The organism is Pseudomonas sp. St386 (assembly GCF_018325865.1).
Lineage (GTDB): Bacteria > Pseudomonadota > Gammaproteobacteria > Pseudomonadales > Pseudomonadaceae > Aquipseudomonas > Aquipseudomonas brassicacearum.
This window is the reverse complement of sequence record NZ_AP021900.1, coordinates 868,240-887,180: the sequence shown is the minus strand read 5'-3', so window position 1 is coordinate 887,180 and position 18,941 is coordinate 868,240. Positions and strand designations below refer to the sequence as shown.

At 60.1% G+C, this 18,941-nt stretch carries 9 protein-coding genes; 4 read left to right on the top strand and 5 right to left on the bottom strand.

Annotation, left to right across the window (positions count from 1 at the left end):
• Nucleotides 1–9 precede the first annotated feature (9 nt).
• Genes KI235_RS03755 through KI235_RS03745 form a run of 3 tightly spaced genes read left to right on the top strand, consistent with a single transcriptional unit; the run spans nucleotide 10 to nucleotide 11,869 of the window.
• On the top strand, nucleotides 10–4,611 hold the full coding sequence (locus KI235_RS03755) for a neuraminidase-like domain-containing protein (RefSeq protein WP_212795493.1): 4,602 nt from the start codon (nucleotides 10–12) through the stop codon (nucleotides 4,609–4,611).
• Entirely contained in the window at nucleotides 4,608–9,089 is a 4,482-nt protein-coding gene (locus tag KI235_RS03750) for a SpvB/TcaC N-terminal domain-containing protein (RefSeq protein ID WP_212795492.1), read from the top strand. Before KI235_RS03755 ends, KI235_RS03750 begins: the two co-directional genes overlap by 4 nt.
• Nucleotides 9,086–11,869: an RHS repeat-associated core domain-containing protein gene (locus KI235_RS03745; protein WP_069971180.1), complete on the top strand. Its 2,784-nt coding sequence runs from the start codon at nucleotides 9,086–9,088 to the stop codon at nucleotides 11,867–11,869. Before KI235_RS03750 ends, KI235_RS03745 begins: the two co-directional genes overlap by 4 nt.
• A gap of 72 nt (nucleotides 11,870–11,941) precedes the next feature.
• On the opposite strand, the gene KI235_RS03740 is transcribed toward KI235_RS03745, so the two are convergent.
• From KI235_RS03740 to KI235_RS03725, 4 genes are all read right to left on the bottom strand, one after another.
• Nucleotides 11,942–12,310 carry a glyoxalase superfamily protein gene (locus KI235_RS03740; RefSeq protein ID WP_003197565.1) on the bottom strand — a complete coding sequence of 123 codons (369 nt, stop codon included), beginning with the start codon at nucleotides 12,308–12,310 and terminating at the stop codon, nucleotides 11,942–11,944.
• A 116-nt stretch (nucleotides 12,311–12,426) separates the two neighbouring features.
• Nucleotides 12,427–13,917, bottom strand: a complete 1,491-nt coding sequence (locus KI235_RS03735) for a D-aminoacylase (RefSeq protein ID WP_212795491.1) — start codon at nucleotides 13,915–13,917, stop codon at nucleotides 12,427–12,429.
• Between the two features lies 1 nt (nucleotide 13,918).
• Nucleotides 13,919–14,779, bottom strand: coding sequence for a MurR/RpiR family transcriptional regulator (locus KI235_RS03730; RefSeq protein ID WP_013692188.1), 861 nt, complete (start codon nucleotides 14,777–14,779; stop codon nucleotides 13,919–13,921).
• Nucleotides 14,780–14,806: 27 nt separating this feature from the next.
• Nucleotides 14,807–16,156: a gluconate:H+ symporter gene (locus KI235_RS03725; RefSeq protein ID WP_013692187.1), complete on the bottom strand. Its 1,350-nt coding sequence runs from the start codon at nucleotides 16,154–16,156 to the stop codon at nucleotides 14,807–14,809.
• 324 nt (nucleotides 16,157–16,480) lie between these two features.
• Here KI235_RS03725 and KI235_RS03720 point away from each other — a divergent pair, with 324 nt between their 5' ends.
• Nucleotides 16,481–17,926 carry a SulP family inorganic anion transporter gene (locus KI235_RS03720; RefSeq protein WP_027912112.1) on the top strand — a complete coding sequence of 482 codons (1,446 nt, stop codon included), beginning with the start codon at nucleotides 16,481–16,483 and terminating at the stop codon, nucleotides 17,924–17,926.
• 84 nt (nucleotides 17,927–18,010) lie between these two features.
• On the opposite strand, the gene KI235_RS03715 is transcribed toward KI235_RS03720, so the two are convergent.
• Nucleotides 18,011–18,904: an NAD-dependent epimerase/dehydratase family protein gene (locus tag KI235_RS03715; RefSeq protein ID WP_053161836.1), complete on the bottom strand. Its 894-nt coding sequence runs from the start codon at nucleotides 18,902–18,904 to the stop codon at nucleotides 18,011–18,013.
• Nucleotides 18,905–18,941: the final 37 nt, after the last annotated feature.

The window sequence follows — 18,941 nt, the reverse complement described above, 5'->3', positions numbered from 1 at the left end:
GGATTGAATATGACCGTTGCCATGAAAAAGCAGCTGGATGAAAGCCTGCGCGATGCACAGTTGGCGCTCTACCTGGACAAGGTCGCGCCCGACAATGACCCGACCGGGACGGTGCGGCTCAAGACCCCCCAGGACCTCTATGAATATTGGCTACTGGACGTGCTGGTCAGCCAGGATGTACCCACCACGCCTGTGGCGTGCGCCATCGCCAGCCTTCAGCAATACATCAATCGCATCCTGATGAATATGGAGCCCGGCTACGACCAGGCAAGCATCACGCCCGAGCACCTGCAGACGTGGCGCAACGAGATACATCAGTACCCCATCTGGGCGGCTCATCAAAAGCTGCTGTATTTCCCCGCAAGTTACCTGGACCCGGCCCTGAGGAATAACAAGAGCGGCAACTTCCAGCAATTGGAAAACGACCTCAACCAGAGCCGGATCCAGGCCGATGCGGTTCAATCGGCGGTCATGGCCTACCTGACCCGATTCGAAGAAATCGCCAACCTGAATATTCTCAACGGCTACATCGACGGCGAAGACTTTGCCAACAGCACTTACTATTTCATTGCCAAATCACGATCGGAGAATACTTATTTCTGGCGCTCGCTGGACATGGCGCAACGTCCACTGGACGGTACGCCACCAGAGGCCCCAGCCATCGCCGCCAAACGGGATCAGCCGGATCCGTATGCCTGGTCGGATTGGGAGAAAGCCGATGTGCCCATTCCCGAAAGCGCGGTCGAACACACGATTCGTCCTGTCTGGTTCAACAATCGTCTGTTTGTTGCCTGGGCAGAATGCATACAACAGGATCCGCGAGCCTTCACCATTGACACCGCTCATACCTCCGCCGGGCAATCAGGCACCAGTCATCCGCTATTGCGCTTGAGCTTTTGCTTCAAAAAACAGGATGGAAACTGGAGTACGCCGCGAGTTGGCTTGCAGGGTTACTGCAACGACAAAGCGCTTTGCGGAAAGGACCTTGATGCAACCCGGGCATTGATAGGCTCTGTTGCGGTGCACTACAACAACGGCTCGCATGACTCACTGTTTATAGCCTTGTGTGCACGAGAACTCAAAACCGACACGCCCTACTCGGCAGGCAACAATTTCAGATTCATTAAAACGGCTTGTATCGATAAAAATCTCATCCCTGAGTTGAATAACTCAGCTACCACGGAGCAAACGGCAACAGAAAAATCTCTCCCCTACGAGGCCGCCGTGAAAGTGCTCACAGGCGCTGTCGAGCAACGTATTCAAACAAAAACACGCTCGAAAATCATTCTCGCTGAAGCTTCCCTCCCGACTAGCATGAGCGATTCCATGTCTAACTTCGACGGTTGCCAGAAGTGGATCAGAATCCGATCCACCCATGACCATACCGCCTCCACGCTCAAGCTACACATGACTGCAGACATCGACAATCGCGCCAGCCTCTATGAACCACCTGAAAAAAGACGCTTAAGGCTTGAAACCAGACACGATCAGTTCCCAAGAATCCAGATTCACTTAGTGTTTCCCGCCCGAAGCCTGCCGGAAACACCCTACGTGGAACTGGATGCAGGTTCATACCTGGAAGTAACCAGCCACGCTCCGTTACCTCTTAACCAGAGCCACATATTATCGTTCGACCACATGGTCGACGTGCTCAGAGACTCTGAACACTCGCGCGGTATCACGCTGCATGCCTACACAGACCTTCAGGGGAAATTACTTTCTACAGAGGCAGTGCGCCATCTGATTATCGAAAGTAGACGCAATAGTGGCAGCACCACTTCCGGACAGGTACAAAACTTATCAATACAAGCAAACAACTCCGCAGCGCTAAATTTTGGTAAGGCACTAGTCTTTCTTGATGAGCCGCGAAACATTCAATATGTGATTTTCCGTCAGCCAACCGCCTCGGCGGCTCAACCGCTGTCGTATGAAAACCTGACAGTGGTGGCGCAGTCCAACCCGGCACCGGACCTGAGGGATTTTTTCGAGTTCACTTGGCATAGCGAGGATCTCAGCCAAGACGGCGATACATTTTTGTGTGGGGTTGCCTTTGTCTACCCCGATGAACCGGAAACGAAGCTCTATTCCGCCCTTAAAGCCATCAAGCTGAACTGCATCCCTGCACACTTTCAAGCTCCAGGCATTACCCCCTCATCGACGGCCGGACTAGGCACCACCCAATTTATCGATTTCACCCATAGCGCCATCAAGACCAGCGATGCCGGAGACCAACTCCGCCAACCGATCAGGTTGAACACCACCTTCGCCGCAGAACTGATCCGCCGTACCGAGAACAGTCTGGATGAGCTGTTCGACTGGACCACACAACGCCTGCCGGAACCCGCCATACCAGACAGCACTCACGACAGGATGGACTTCCACGGCCCTTACGGTCGTTACTTCACCGAACTGTTCCTCTACATGCCATGGCTGGTCGCCCAGCGCTTGAACGCCGAACAGCGCTATGAGGAGGCCGAACGCTGGTTGCGCCGTGTCTTCGATCCAGGTCGCGGCCAGAAACATTGCTGGAGGGCCGTTTCTTTAATCGATAGCACCACGCCTTCGTATGCCGACCAGGCGCCCCACGACCCTCATCAGATCGCGCTTAGTCATCCGGCACACTTTCGCAAGGCGCTGTACTTCCTGTACCTGGACATCCTGATCAATCGAGGTGACGCCGCCTACCGCCAACTGACCCCGGACGGCCTCAGCGAGGCAAAGCTGTGGTACGTGCGGGTGCTGGATCTGTTGGGGCCACGCCCGACCGTTCAATCGGTCGATCATTGGGTAAGCCTCAGCCTGCAAACGCTGGGCGAAACCACCAGTGACGACTTACGCACATTTGAACGATCACTCGCCCGCTCCCTGCCCTCATTGCCCGTTCGCGGGGGCAGTCTGCACGCGTCCTGGCCAGCCATCGACAGCCCGCACTTGCGTCTGCCGTTCAACCCGCAGTTGCTCCAGTGCTGGGACATCGCTGAAAGCCGCCTGTACAACTTGCGGCACAACCTCGACATTGCCGGCAAGCCGCTGCATCTGCCGGTATTTACAGTGCCGCTGGGCCCTCGCGCGTTGCTCGGTAGCCCTGTACTGAATACTTCGGACAATACGGTTCGAGGGCTGCCGAGTGCATCGATCCCACACTATCGGTTCTCGATCATGCACAGCCAGGCGTTGAGTGCAGTGGAAAGCCTCAGCCAATTTGGCGCTTCGCTGTTGTCGCTGATCGAGCACAAAGAACAGGCCCAGTTGCAGGAGCTACAGCAGCAGCAAGCATGGAACCTGGCGAAAATCTCGGTCGACCTGCAACGCCAGGCCTTGAACATCGACCGTCAGCAACACCAGGCGCTGCTGGCCAGCCAGGCGATTGTCCAAAGCCGAATCGACCACTACAAAATGCTGCTGGAAAAGGACGTCAGTCCAAACGAGAGACTGGCCACCCAGTTTCAACTGGCCAGTGGCACGGCCGAGATCGTGGCAACGGCGTGCCAGATCGCGGCAGGGGGCTTGATGGTGATTCCGAACATTGCCGGCTTCTCCTTTGGCGGCAGCCGCTGGGAAGGTCCGATGCTCTCTGCCAGCGCATCAGCCCACAGCGCCGCCATTACCAGCCGTATGGCCGCAGAAAACATCGACCGCACGGAGTCGTTCAATCGCCGCCGGGATGAATGGATACAGGGACACAATCAGGCGCAGCTCGAACTTGCGCAGATCGACGCCCAACTGGCGCACTTCAACGAGCAGCAAACCGCCACCCGCCTTCAGTTACACCTGGCTGAAACCGGCCTGAGCCAAGCCAAGTCCCACTACGACTTTCTCAGCAAGCGCTTTACAAAGACGCAACTGTATCAATGGCTGAACAGCCGGTTCGCGCAGTTCTACCGCCAGGCCTACGACACAACGCTCGCCCTGTGCCTCGCCGCCGAGACCTGCTGGCAATACGAAATTGCCGAGTTCGCGACGCGATTCATCCAACCCGGCGCATGGAATACCACCTATCGAGGGCTAGGAGCAGGCGAGCAATTGAAACTCAGCCTGTTGAACATGCAGGCCAGCTATCTGCGCTGTAGCGAGCGAGAGTTGGAGATCCGCAAGACGATTTCACTGCGTCAATTGAAGGACCAGACCCCAACCTCGACGATCAACAAGCCATGGCTGGACATGCATGCCGACCTGAAGAAAGGCCAATGCACGTTCGAGCTGCCCCACGAACTGTTCGACGCTGATTACAAGGATCAGAAACATTACCTGCGGCGGATCAAAACCATCAGCGTTTCCCTGCCGGTCGTCGTCGCTCCTTATGAAAACATCCGGGCCACGCTGACCCAGACCTCCAGCAAAGTGTTCATGGCCCCTGATGACCCGCGACAGGTCATGGAGGACCGGCGCGCCAACCAACAGATCGCCCTTTCCACTGGTGTCGACGACAACGGCTTGTTCACCCTGAACTTCAACGATGAACGCTACCTGCCGTTCGAATACACCGGCGCTGTCTCCACGTGGCAACTGACCTTCCCCAATCCTCAGGCACAAAAAGACCTGTTGGAATCGCTGAGCGACGTCATCGTGCACGTGAGCTATACGGCCAGGGCCGCCGGGGGTGCGCAATGAACGAGCAACCCGCATTGCCGGTTACCGCGCCGACCCTGCCCAAGGGCGGCGGCGCCATCCAGAGCATCGGCAAAGGTTGGGGAAACGTCGGCGCCCACGGCACCGCGTCCTACGAGATTGCGTTGCCGATTTCGCCAGGGCGCGGTTTTGCTCCGCCCTTGTCTCTGCGTTACGACAGCTCGGTCGGCAACAGCGTGTTCGGTATCGGCTGGGGACTGTCGTTACCCTGCGTGGCACGACGCACCAACAAGGGCGTCCCGGCTTATGCCGAGGATGACGAAATCATCGGCCCCAGCGGTGTGGTCTGGTTGCCCGAACGCGACGCAAACGGCGTCATCCGTTCAACCCTCATCGATCGCTACAACACGCTGGCCCTGGGCACGACCTACACAGTGACGCGCCATTTTCCAAGGGTCGAAAGCGGCTTCGACCGGATTGAACATTGGTCGTCGAACAACGACAAACCAGGTTTCTGGCTCGTGCACGGTGCCGATGGCAGCCTCCATCTGTTCGGCAAGAATCCCCAGTCGCGCCGGGCAGATCCCCAGCAAGCAAGCCGTGTCGGTGAATGGCTGCTGGAGGAAAGCCTGAACGCTCGCGGCGAGCACATTCTTTATCAATACACGGGGGATACGTCGGCCCAACGCTATTTGAGCCATGTGCGCTATGGCAATTTCAAGGCCGACGCCGACCTCTACCTGTGGAAAGCGAGTCAACCCACGGCTGTGCAATGGCATTTCGAATTGGTGTTCGACTATGGCGAACGAAGCACCGGGTACGACCAGCGACCGCGCTATGAAGGCCAGCGATGGCAACCCCGTAGCGATGCTTTTTCCACCTTTGCCTACGGTTTTGAACTACGCACCGAGCGCCTGTGTCGCCAGGTGTTGGTGTTCCACTATTTTCCCGAGGAACTGGGCGCCGCCCCCGCCCTCGTTCGTCGCCTGCTGCTTGATTACCGCCAGACGCCGTTGGGATATCACCTCCTGAGCACAGCCCATGATCAGGCGTTCGACGATCGCGCAATGGCGCAGAACCGCCCTCCCCTCGAGTTCAGCTACAGCGAGTTCAAGCGCTTGCCAGATCCTCCCGCCTGGCAACGTTTCCAAGACATGCCAGGCTTGAGCGGCGACCTGGGTTTTCAACTGGTGGATCTGTACGGTGAAGGTCTGCCCGGTGTGCTCTATCAAAGCGACACTGGCTGGTATTACCGCGAACCCATTCGAGCCAAAACCAAGACGGATGAAGTGGCTTACGACCAGTGGCAAGCGCTGCCCGGCATCCCCGTCGCCGATACGGCAAAGCCGCTGCGCCAGACGCTAGGCGACCTCACCGGCGATGGTCGGCTGGACTGGGTCGTTGCCCAACCGGGGCTCAACGGTTTTTTTTCCCTCGGTGCTGATCGAAGCTGGTCGGATTTCGCTGTGTTTCACGCGTTCCCTGCAGAATTTTTCCATCCACAAGGGCAACTGGCCGACCTGATGGGCGAAGGGCTCGGCGACCTGGCCTTGATAGGCCCACGCAGCATTCGCCTGTATGCCAATCAGCGCGAAAAAGGCTTCGCCGCGGCCCGAGAAGTCCCTCACGACGGCGATGACGATGCCTTGCCGGTACTCACCGCGTCACCCTCCGAGCTAGTGGCGTTCAGTGATCTGCTCGGCAGCGGCCAACAGCATCTGGTGCGCATTCGTCACAACGAAGTGAAGTGTTGGCCAAACCTGGGTCGCGGACGTTTCGGCAAAGGCATCGTGTTGGACTTTCCGGGCCTTGCCCACCAGACCTTCGATGCCTCGCGCATCCGTTTTGCGGACCTGGATGGTTCCGGTGCCACCGACCTGATCTACCTGCAAGCGGATCAAGCACTGGTCTTCATGAACCGCTGTGGCAACGGCTTCGCGCCTGCGGTTGCGCTGCCCTGGCCGGAAGGCCTGCGCTACGACCGCTTATGCCAGGTGAACATCGCCGACCTGCAAGGGCTCGGCTGCTCCAGCCTGATACTGAGCGTGCCGTACCTGACCCCGGCGCAACATTGGCGCTACGACTTTGTTCGTGAAAAACCGTATCTGCTGACCGGCACCCACAACAATATGGGCGCTGCCCACAGCATCACCTACCGCAGCTCGGCCCAGGAATGGCTGGATGAAAAGGCGGCAAGAGTAAAAGCCCGCGCCCCCCTTGCCTGTCATCTGCCGTTGCCTCTGCACCTGGTGTCGCGCCAGACCCAGATGGATGAGATCAGCGGTAATCGCCTGAGCCAGAGATTCTCCTATCGCCAGGGTTATTACGATGGCATCGAACGGGAATTTCGCGGCTTCGGCTTGCTGCTGCAAACCGACAACGAAGCCCATCCCGACGATGCTGACTCACCAGGCTTCACCGCACCCTGCTTGAAAAAAAGCTGGTTTCATACCGGACAGTCGGTGGACATGGCCCGAACCGGCTATCACGACGCTGACCGGGCAGCCGTGGCGCTGGGCAAGGCGTTGCTGTGCCAATACGATGCTGGCAGCAATAGCGACGTACTGATTGATCCGCCAGACGCAGCGACCACCCTTGAAATGTGCCGCGCCCTGAGTGGCCATTTACTGCGCTGCGAGACCTACGCAAGGGATAAACGCCGCCAGTTGTATTCGGTCCAGGAAAACCGTTACCGGGTACGTCTGCTACAAGCGCCCGAAGGTGATCGGCGTTATGCGCGCCTGCTGCCCTTGCTGCTTGAGGCCATCAGTTTCCTGTACGAAGGTCTGAGCGACGACCCACAGTGCCAGCACACCCTCAACTTGCAGCATGACCGCTACGGCGCCCGGACTCACAGCGTGAACGTCCATTACGCTCGACGCAAAACCGCCAGCGATACCCCGCCCTTCAGCGATGTTGACCAGCAACAATGGTGGCGAGACGCTCATGATCCGGCGCAACAGTTCTACTACTTGAGCGAAACCCGCGCCGAGTTCATCCATCTGCAAGCCTCTCAAGGATGGCGACTGGGCCTGCCCTATCGTCAACGCACCAACGCCTGGAAACGACCCAAGGCACCCGAGGCCGAAGGCTTGACCCCACAAGACCTGACGTATGAAAAACTCATCGGGCTCAGCAAGGAAACGGCCTGGATGACCCAGGGCGTCCTGACCGGCCTTTGCGTACAACGCTACAAAGACAGCACCCGCGCAGAAACCTTGCCGGACGGCGTCGCTCATTTCGAGGCCCTGGTCGATCATCTGGAAACCGCCGAGCTGGACGAAGTCTCCCTGCAAGCCTTTCAACTATTGCCACCGAGCTCTCGCCCCAAGGGAAGACTGCTTGAACGATGTGGCTACCATCGCATGGCCGACTTTCTTCCCGCGAGCACGCCATCGAGAACCCTCTGGTCAGTCAAAAGTGGCTTCACGACCTATGCCGGGCTGGAGGGTTTCTATAACGCCAAGGGGTTACAGCCGAGCAGCAGCCACGGCGTGACCGAGATCAGCTATGACACGTACAACTGCTTTGTCACCGCGTTACAGCTGCCCGATGGCTGTACCACTCGGGCCCGCTACGATTACCGCTCACTTTTGCCCGTGAGCATTACCGACCCCAACGGTAACGTACAGGAATGCCTCGCGGACGCGTTCGGCCAAGTGTTGGCCACCAGCGTTTATGGCGACGAGAACGCCACCCGTGTGGGTTTCAAACCGCTCGAGCAGTTCGACCGAGCGCTCTTCAAAGACCCGGCAGAAGCCATCCAATCGCGCAGGGAGGCTCTACAGCAGGCCGCCACGGCCACCTATTACGCCCCCTTCAGTTGGATGGGTCGCGTATCGAAGGCGGCATTGATGGACGCCGACTGGCTCGCGCGCTGTGTGGCAAACCGTGACCTGCTCCCCACCGGGCATATCTGCGCTTCGGCTCGAACCCGACTGTCGAACCTCTTGGTACTTTCTGTCGGCGATGAAAAACTGAAAGGTGAACTTCACGCCTCGGTACGTGAGCCGATGCACATCACCACGCTGGTTGCCGATCGTTACCCCGATGATCACCAGAAGCAAATCCGCGTCACCGTGACGTGCTTCGACGGCTTTGGTCGCACCTTGCAAAGCAAGCAATGGGTGGAGTCGGGCATGGCCTACGTCGTGGACGCCAACGGTGAACTGACGCTCAAGGACGGCAAACCGCAGGAGCAGATCGCAGCCACCCGCTGGCGCATCAGCGAACGAGTGGAATACAACAGCAAGGGCTTGGCGATCCGCATCTACCGCCCTTACTTTGCCGATCAGCATCGCTACATCAACGATGCGTCCTTGCGGCAGTTCGGCCACTACGACCAGCAGTTCTACGACGCGCTGGGGCGTGCGACCCACACCCGTCTCGCCAAACGAGACGGCCTTTGCTATCTGCGACGACTTACCCGCCACCCCTGGTACAGCGTGGACGAGGACGAGAACGACACGCTGGAAGACGTCATGACCGAATATCCCTCGACCGCAGGAGGTGCGGCATGAACGCACGCCTCCATCGCAAGACACCCACGGTCAACGCCATCGACAGCCGAGGCCTGCCGGTACGGCACGTCGCTTACCATCGATGCCAAATGGATGAGCCCGCCCAGGCGCGTATCACCCAGCGAGACCATGACCTGGCCGGACGACAGGTTGCGCAGCGAGACCCTCGCCTGTTTGCCACGGCAACCGACGCCAATCTGGTCACCGTCTACAGTCTGTCCGGCAAGGCACTGCTGGTGAACAGTGTCGACGCCGGCTGGCGACTGAACCTGCCTGGCGATGCCGGGCAGATCGTGCACCGCTGGGAGCAAAACGAACAGCATTGGCGAACGACCTACGACAACCAACTCAGGCCGACGGCAGTCCTGGAGCGAGCAGCAGGACAAGCCCCGCGCAGAGTCGAGTGCCTGCGCTACGGCGACAGTTCGCCAGAGGCGGCGACGCGCAACCTCTGCGGTGCGCTCATCCGTCACGATGACAGCGCCGGCACCTTGCTCATCGACGAACATGCGCTTTGCGGCAAGCCGCTGAGCCAGACCAGGCGCTTGCTGGCTGACATCACGCCACCCGACTGGCCTGCCGATGAGAAAGACCGAGACTCACTGCTTGAAGAGGGAAAAGGCCACAGGACGAGTTGGCGCTATGACGCCCTCGCACAGCCCATTCAACAGTCCGATGCAACCCAGCACCAACAGCGCTACGCGTTTGATGTTGCCGGCCAACTGATGTCCGTGAGTTTGAAAATAAACAACACGGCCATTGAAAAAACCATCGCAAAGGATTTCGTCTACAACGCGCTTGGCCAAGTTGAATCCCAGACCCTCGGCAATGGTGTCATCAGCCGCGCCGTTTTCGATCCAGCCAATGGTCGACTGACCTCGCTCTGCGCATCGGTCTCTGGCCGCACCTTGCAAGACCTGCACTACAGCTACGACGCGGTGGGCAACGTGACGCGAATCGAGGACAAGGTCCAACCTGCGCGGTTCGGCCATAATCAGCGGGTCGAAGCCATCAGCACATTCGCCTACGACAGCCTCTACCAGTTGATCCGCGCGACGGGCCGTGAAGCGGCGGGATTGAGCGTTGCGGCGCTCAGCAAGACACCGGTCGACCCCGGGCAACTGTTCAACTTTACCGAGCACTATGAATACGACGCCGGAGGCAACCTGACCAAACTGCGCCATGCTCGCGAAGGCAACCACTACACCCGGACACTGAACATCGCTGCCACAAGCAATCGGCTCCTGTCCTGGCGCACAGGCCACTCGATGCCCGCCACAGCAATGGACTTCGATGCCAACGGTAACCAACAGAGCCTGGACCTTGGTCGGGTGTTGCAATGGAACAGCCGCAATCAACTCGACAGCGTGTTACTGGTCCAGCGCGAAGACCGTCTCCCTGACATTGAACGCTATGGCTACGACAGCAGCGGCCTGCGGGTGCGCAAGATACAAACCACCTACGCCTCATCAGCGACGCAGACTCGAGAAGTCCGTTACTTGCCGGGCCTCGAGATTCGCACCCGTCATGGCGAGCGCCTGGAAGTCATCACCCTGCAAGCCGGCCGTTGCAACGTGCGTTACTTGCATTGGACTGAAGGCCGCCCCTCTGGCATTGCCGCCAATCAGATGCGCTACAGCCTGGACGATCATCTGGGCTCCAGCTCACTGGAACTCGACGACCAGGCCGCTCTGATCAGCCAGGAAAGCTACCTGCCCTTTGGAGGGACTGCCTGGATAGCCTCCCGCTCGGCCGTGGAAGCCGATTATCGGACCCTTCGCTATTGCGGCAAGGAGCGCGATGCCAGCGGCTTGTATTACTACGGACACCGGTATTACGCACCCTGGCTGCAACGCTGGATCAGCCCGGATCCGGCGGGAGCGGTGGACGGGTTGAACCTGTATTGCATGGTCGGGAATAACCCGCTGCGATTCGTCGACCATCAAGGGCTGGTGCTCGTTGACGCTCAAGGGCGGGACATTGACCCATTCGAATGGACCCAGCGTGATGGTCACGAACGCTCGAAAAAAATGATGTTGCCCCCGCCGACAAAGCGTACGAAACAATCTGCGCAAATGCACGGAGAGGGTTTCGATAGCAACCCCAGCTTCAGCAAGACAAAGCGCAAGGAACTGGTCGTTCACGCCTATGGCGTTATTCAGGACCGCACGGGCGATAACGATATGGTCCTCAACGAGCATTACAACCTGCCAGCGCCCAGATCCGGCCCAACGGGATATCGCGGGGTAGACCAGGATTACGACGGCTCCGCCACCAGCGAGAAGTTCTACTTGAACTTCGGCAGCTACAAGATCAGCAATACGCCTGATTACATCGAACACTTGGCCGACAATTACCGCGACCGGAAAAAAGACCCAAACCATCAATTTCAAGTCGACCCTGAAGCGCTGAAGCTCGACCCAACGCTGAGCAGGACAATCGACAACCTGTATGAACTCCAAGGTCCGACCCGCGAGCTCATCGAAAAGCATATCGATGCCTGCAACGCAATCATTCCCATACGAGCCGGAGGACCGGGAGCCCATGGCGAAGTTGGCGTGTTGAACTCAGTTGTTGCGCTGTATCCGGGCCAAGCTGAACGGGTGCTTTCGGATACGACGCTGTTCACCGAAAAGCTGACGGGGCAGCTGACCCAGCCGGAGCCATTTATTGCCTGCTTCAACTGCAGCGGCATCATTCCCGAAAACGTCCGCATCTCGACCGGCCGCAACCCCAGGAACTATGGGGTGTACAACTTTCATGTATCGGAAATCAAATAATGAGCCGAGACGTTGAAACAAGCCATGCCCTGAACCTGGAGCACGGCCCGGAAAGAACATGGGTATCTGGCTCTAGACATTAATCGCATTGGTAAACACCAACCGATTCCCGAACGGGTCACTGATCGCCATGTCCTGGCTACCCCAGGGCATGGCCTGGATCTGGGGGTGGGCGTAGCGGTATTGCTTGGCCAGCAATTGCTGCTGGAACGCTTCCAATTCATCGGTCTCGATCCGCAACGCCGAGCCCGGTGTGCAATCGCCATGGTGCTCGGACAGGTGCAGCACGCAGTCGCCGCGGGAGACTTGCAGGTACAGCGGGAAGTCGTCACCGAAGCGATGTTGCCAATCGACGGTAAAGCCCAGGAAGTCGACATAGAACGCCAACGCCTTGGCTTCATCGAAGATCCGCAGGATTGGGGTGGTTTTACCGAAGCTCATGGGTTGCTCCCTGGCTGAAAAGACCCAGTGTAGATGGGTTGATCCCAATGCTTCGGCCTTGAGCCCGGCTTCTTGAGTGTCGCAGTGCCATTATTGTGGCGCCAATTAACGTTATTTCAGCCGCTTACACGCCATCTAACGCTGCCCGATGGACTGAATCCCTGGCGCAGATCGCCTTCGCGCGCCAGGAATCGACCTTCCCGTCGCCCGTTTGCCTGCCCTTCGCGATAGCTCAAGACACCATTGACCCACACGCCATCAATACCGTCGGCAGCCCGTTGGGGTTCGTTGAAATCAGCCACGTCGCGAATGGTTTGGGGATTGAACAACACCAGGTCCGCCCAATGCCCTTCACGAATTTCACCCCGGTGCTTCAAGCCAAAACGCGCCGCAGAAAGGCCGGTCATTTTGTGCACGGCGGTGTGCAACGGAAAAAGCCCGACGTCACGACTGAAATGTCCCAGTACCCGTGGGAAAGCGCCCCACAAGCGTGGATGGGGAAACGGGTCTTCGGGCAAACCGTCGGAGCCGACCATGGACAACGGATGGGCGAGGATCCGTCGTACGTCGCCCTCGTCCATGCCGTAGTACACCGCGCCGGCCGGTTGCAGGCGCCGGGCCGCCTCCAGCAGCGACAAGTTCCATTCGTTGGCGATGTCGGCCAGGTCGCGACCGCCCATGTGCGGATGCGCTGTCGACCAGGTGATGGTGATGCGATGGGCATCGGTCACCTGTTTGAGATCCAGGGTCGAGGAGCTGGCCGCATAGGGGTAGCAATCACAGCCGACCGGGTGGGATTTCGCTGCGGTTTCCAACGCCGCGAGCACCTGCGGGCTTCGTCCCCAATTACCGGCGCCCGCGCATTTGAGGTGGGAAATGATCACCGGGCTTTGGGCGTGCCGGCCAATCTGGAAGGCCTCGTCCATGGCTTCGAGCACCGGTTCGAATTCGCTGCGCAGGTGGGTGGTGTAGACCGCACCGAACGCGGCCAACTCTTCGGTCAGTTGCATGACTTCGTCGGTGGACGCCGAAAACGCATTGGCGTAGGCCAGTCCGGTGGACAAACCCAGCGCACCGGCCTCCAGGCTTTCGCGCAATTGCCGACGCATGGCGGCGATTTCTCCCACCGAGGCCGTGCGCAACAAATCGTCCATGTGATTGCTGCGCAACGCCGTGTGCCCGACCAACGCAGCCACGTTGACCGCCGGTGTGGCGGCCTCTACGGCTGCGCGATAATCCGTAAAGCGCGGGTAGGCGAACGCCTGGGCCGTGCCGAGCAGGTTCATCGGGTCCGGTGGATCGCCCCGCAGGCTCACCGGCGAAGCGCTGATGCCGCAGTTGCCGACGATGACGGTGGTCACGCCCTGGCTGAGCTTGGGCAGCATCTGCGGTTGGCGAATGACCACCGTGTCGTCGTGGGTATGCACATCGATGAAGCCTGGCGCGAGCACGCGGCCGGCGGCGTCGATGTCTTCAACCGCGCGGGCATCGCGCAAGTCGCCGATGCGTTCGATGCGACCGGCGCGAATGGCGACGTCGGCGCGGTAGCCAGGCGTGTCGCTGCCATCGATGACCAGCGCATTGCGGATAAGCGTGTCGTACAGCATGTCAGTCTCCCAGCGGCAAGTGATCGTCGCCGCCGCGGTAATCGTCCAGGGCGAGTTTGACCCGCCGCAGGCGCTCTTGATTGTCTTCGGGGTGGGCCAGCGCCAGCTCGGTGGCGAGCACGTCGATGGCCAGCAGCATGCCGTAGCGTGCCGCCGTGGGTTTATAGATGAACGAAGTTTCGGCGCCTTGCAGGGGCAGCACGCAGTCGGCCAATTGGGCCAGTGGCGAGTCGGCGCGGGTGATGGCCAGGATCGCCGCGCCGTAGCTGCGGGCCAGTTCCACCGCACCCAACAGCTCCGGCGTGATACCGGTCAGTGAACAGGCGATGAGCAGATGTTGGTCGCTCAACGAGGTGGCGGTGATGCGCATCATCACCGGGTCGCGGCAGGCGGCAATCGGGTAGCCAAAACGCACCAGCCGTACTTGCAACTCCTCACCGCACAGCGCCGACCAGCCACCGAGGCCGAACGCATGGATCATCCGCGCCTTGCCGATCATCCGCACCGCATCGCCGAACCGCGACTCTTCGAACGCCGACAAATGCTGGCGCAGGGTCGCCTCGATATCGCCAACGATCTGTCCATAAAACGCCGATTGCTCAGGCGCGCCAGCCGGGTCGAGGAAACGGCTGCCGACACCGCTGGCCTGGGCCAGTTGCAGGCGCAAGTCCCGCAGGTCGCGGCACCCGACGGTGCGGGCGAAGCGCGACAGCGTAGCGCTGCTGACTTCCGCCCGTTGGGCCAGTTCCTCGAGGCTGGCAGAGGCGGCAAAGCCTACGTCGTCGAGCATCAGCCGGGCGATTCTGCCTTCGCCGGCGCTGAAGGAATCCTGGCGGGAGCGGATCTGGTAGAGGATGTCCATGGCGGCTCCTGTTGGGTGGCGTTGCGCTCAAAGCAAGCGTGAAAGCCCGAGGGTCAAGGCGAACGCGACCACGGAGATCAGCGTTTCGAGCACGGTCCAGGTCTTGAAGGTTTGCGCGACGGTCATATTGAAGTATTCCTTGATCAGCCAGAAGCCGCCGTCGTTGACGTGGGAAAAGATAACCGACCCGGCGCCGGTCGCCAGCACCAACAGTTCGGGGTGGGGATAACCCAGGCCAATCGCCACAGGCGCGACGATGCCGGATGCCGTGGTCATTGCCACGGTGGCCGACCCCGTGGCGACGCGCATCAGTGCGGCAAACAGCCAGCCCATGACCAGCGGTGACAGCTGGAACTCCTGGGCCAGACCGACGATCTGTTGCGTGACCCCGGCGTCCACCAGGATCCGGTTCAAACCGCCGCCAGCGCCCACCAGCAAAGTGATGCTGGCGGTCGGTGCCAGGCATTCGTTGGTGAACTTGAGGATCGACTCACGGTTGAAGCCCTGGGCCAGGCCAAGGGTCCAGAAGCTGAGGATGGTCGCCAGCAGCAGGGCAATCACCGAGTTGCCGATGAACAGCAGGAATTGATTGAAACCGCTGCCCGGCGTGGAAATCAGGTTTGCCCAGCCGCCGATCAGCATCAGGATCACCGGCAGCAGAATCGTCCCCAAGGTCACGCCGAAACCCGGCAGGTTTGCGCGCGGCTCACGGTCGAGGAATTGTCGCTCCAACGGGTTTTCAGCCGGCAGCTGGATGCGCGGCACGATGAATTTGGCGTACAGCGGGCCGGCGATGATCGCCGTGGGAATGCCGATCAGGATCGCGTACAACAAGGTTTGCCCCACCGAAGCCTGGAACGCCTGCACCGCCAGCATCGCCGCCGGATGCGGCGGCACCAGCGCATGCACCACCGACAGCCCGGCGACCATCGGCAGCCCCACCATCAGGATCGACACGCCCACACGCCGGGCGATGGTGAAGGCGATGGGCACCAGCAGCACAAAACCGACTTCGAAGAACAACGGCAGCCCGACCAGGAAGGCGATGCACACCATTGCCCAGTGGGCGTTGCGCTCGCCGAAGCGTTCGATCAGCGTCTGCGCCATCCGCTCGGCGCCGCCAGATTCGGCCATCATTTTGCCGAGCATCGTGCCCAAGGCCACCACCAGCGCGATGTGCCCCAGCGTCTTGCCGACACCCGCCTCGTACGCCCCCACCACACCCGACGGCGGCATCCCGGCCAGCAGCGCCAGGCCAATGGACACCAGGGTAATCACAATGAACGGATTGAGCCGATAACGGGCGATCAGCACGATCAGCGCAATGATCGCGATGGCCGCGTAGACCAGTAGCCAATAACCGAAAGCAGGGGCCATGCGTTACTCCTCGAATGGGGTCACGTCGATGTGTTGTGAAACTCATAAATCATTTCGACGAATAATCTTCAAACCCACTGAAAGTAATTTTCGCACACAGATAAAATTTGTCGCTGACGGACATCGCGACACGGCGTTGATGAAAATTCAGCGCAAGACTTTCATCGCCCTGACTTGTTGATCGCTCCCACGCTCCCGCGTGGGAACGATCAACACAACCGACCAACGGCTGGCCGCCCCGCACTCAATTCCGTACCATCCGCACCTGTTTTTTGCACCACTCCCCGGCAGCCGACTCTCCACCGGCGCCCAGTCAGGTAAATCATGAAATCAGCACGTCTTCGCGCCGACGCCCTCGCCGGCCTCACCACTTCTTTCGCCTTGCTCCCCGAATGCATCGCCTTCGCCCTGGTGGCCCACCTCAACCCGCTGATGGGGCTCTACGGCGCGTTCATCATCTGCACGCTGACCGCGTTGTTCGGCGGTCGACCAGGCATGGTGTCGGGGGCGGCGGGGTCGATGGCCGTGGTCATCATCGCGCTGGTGGTGCAGCACGGCGTGCAATACCTGTTGGCCACCGTGCTGCTGGGCGGGCTGATCATGATGGCCTTCGGGCTGTTGCGGTTGGGCAAGCTGGTGCGCATGGTCCCGCACCCGGTGATGCTCGGCTTCGTCAACGGCCTGGCGATTGTCATTGCGCTGGCCCAACTGGAGCATTTCAAGCAGGGTGAAACCTGGCTCAGCGGCGATCCGCTGTATCTGATGGCCGGCCTGGTGGCACTGACCATGGCCATCGTCTACCTGCTGCCACGCCTGACCCGCAGCGTGCCGCCGGCCCTGGTGGCGATCCTCGGTGTCGGCCTGGCGGTCTACCTGCTCGGCCTGTCCACCCGAACGCTGGGCGACATGGCCCATATCGCCGGCGGCTTGCCCGCTTTCGCCTGGCCCGATCTTCCCTGGAACCTGGAGACCCTGCAGATCGTCGTGCCCTACGCGGTGATCATGGCGATGGTCGGTTTGCTGGAAACCCTGCTGACCCTGAACCTGACGGATGAAATCACCCAGAGCCGCGGTTATCCGGACCGTGAATGCGTGGCGCTGGGCGCAGCCAATATCGCCTCCGGGCTGTTCGGCGGCATGGGCGGTTGCGCCATGATCGGCCAGACGGTGATCAACCTCAGCTCGGGTGGGCGCGGACGCTTATCGGGCGTGGTGGCCGGGGTGATGGTGTTGCTGTTCGTGTTGTTCCTGTCGCCGCTGATCGAGCGCATCCCGCTGGCTGCGCTGGTGGGCGTGATGTTCGTGGTTGCACAGCAGACCTTCGCCTGGGCCTCGCTGCGGGTGATCAACAAGGTGCCGAAGAATGATGTGTTGGTGATCATCGCGGTGACCGTCATTACGGTGTTCACCGACCTGGCCGTGGCCGTGCTCTGCGGCATCGTCATCGCGGCGCTCAACTTCGCCTGGCAACAGGCCCGGGAGCTGTACGCCGACACGCACCAGGAAGCCGACGGCAGCAAACTCTATCGCCTGCACGGCACGCTGTTCTTCGCCTCGACGACGCCGTTCCTCAACCAGTTCGACCCGGCCAACGATCCGGCCCAGGTCACCCTGGACTGCCGGCATTTGAGCTTCGTCGACTACTCGGCCGTCGCCGCACTCAAGACCCTGCGCGAACGCTACAGCAAAGCCGGCAAGCACCTGCGTGTGTTCCACCTGTCCGAGCGCTGCAAGCAAATGCTCAAGCGCGCGGGCGTGCACCACGACTGACGACATGCCAACACAAACCCTGTGGGAGCGGGCTTGGTGGGAGCAAAGCCCGCTCCCACAGGTCCTATGTTCTACTGATGGATCTCACACCATCTCATCAAGAATCCACTCTAGCACCGAGGTCCGCTTCGGCGTCCAACCCAGCAGCTCACGGGCGTTCTTGCCTCGTACACGGCTGTTGGAACCCAGGCCATAGTTGGCCATTTCGTAACCCCACTCCGCTTCGGCATCGGCCAATGACCAGTCCTGCGGTTCGCCAAGGTTCAACGCCCGGGCAATGGCGGTGGTCATGTCGATGAACGAGGCTTCGCCGCTTTCGACGAAGTAGAAGGTGCCCGGCTGGTTGCGGGTCAGGGCCAGTTTGTACAACTCGACCACGTCCTCGATGTGCACATTGGACCAGATGTTCTGTCCCGGCCCGACATGCCGCACCACGCCACTTTTACCGGCCTGCTTGAGCAGGCGCGGCAGTTGCACGCTGTCACGCTTGACGCCCAGGCTGTGGCCATAGATCAAGGTGTTGCAGATCACCGCCGAGTTCACGCCTTGCTTCGCCGCATCCAGGACCAGGTTGTCAATGGCGACACGGGCAGCCTTGTCGGCGGTGGGCGCCGGCAGCTCATTTTCGTAGTAGATCGCATCGCTGGAACGACCGCCCGAAGCATCGCCGACGATGCTCGAACCGCTGGTGTGCAGCAGCACTTTGTTCGAGCCCTTGAGCCCTTCGATCAACGCTTGGACCGCACCGCGGTGGTCGCTGCTGGCGGCATTGATCACCGCATCGGCGGCACGGGCCTGCTCGGTCAGCAGCGTGCTGTCTTCGAGGGTGCCGATAACCGGCTCGATGCCCAGCGCCGTCAGTTCGTTCGCCTGTTCGGCGCTGCGCACCAGACCGATGACTCGATGCCCGGCGCGTACCAGGCCGGTGGCGATGGAACCGCCGATAAAACCGGCAGCGCCGGTGACAAATACGTTCATGGACAAACTCCTTGGCCAGATCAGTGATGGCGCAAGT

What these genes read in the sequence shown, in the direction of transcription:
- KI235_RS03755 (WP_212795493.1), top strand. Translation starts at nt 10, where the DNA reads ATGACCGTTGCCATGAAAAAGCAGCTGGATGAAAGCCTGCGCGATGCA.
- KI235_RS03750 (WP_212795492.1), top strand. Translation starts at nt 4,608, where the DNA reads ATGAACGAGCAACCCGCATTGCCGGTTACCGCGCCGACCCTGCCCAAG.
- KI235_RS03745 (WP_069971180.1), top strand. Translation starts at nt 9,086, where the DNA reads ATGAACGCACGCCTCCATCGCAAGACACCCACGGTCAACGCCATCGAC.
- KI235_RS03740 (WP_003197565.1), bottom strand. Translation starts at nt 12,310, where the DNA reads ATGAGCTTCGGTAAAACCACCCCAATCCTGCGGATCTTCGATGAAGCC.
- KI235_RS03735 (WP_212795491.1), bottom strand. Translation starts at nt 13,917, where the DNA reads ATGCTGTACGACACGCTTATCCGCAATGCGCTGGTCATCGATGGCAGC.
- KI235_RS03730 (WP_013692188.1), bottom strand. Translation starts at nt 14,779, where the DNA reads ATGGACATCCTCTACCAGATCCGCTCCCGCCAGGATTCCTTCAGCGCC.
- KI235_RS03725 (WP_013692187.1), bottom strand. Translation starts at nt 16,156, where the DNA reads ATGGCCCCTGCTTTCGGTTATTGGCTACTGGTCTACGCGGCCATCGCG.
- KI235_RS03720 (WP_027912112.1), top strand. Translation starts at nt 16,481, where the DNA reads ATGAAATCAGCACGTCTTCGCGCCGACGCCCTCGCCGGCCTCACCACT.
- KI235_RS03715 (WP_053161836.1), bottom strand. Translation starts at nt 18,904, where the DNA reads ATGAACGTATTTGTCACCGGCGCTGCCGGTTTTATCGGCGGTTCCATC.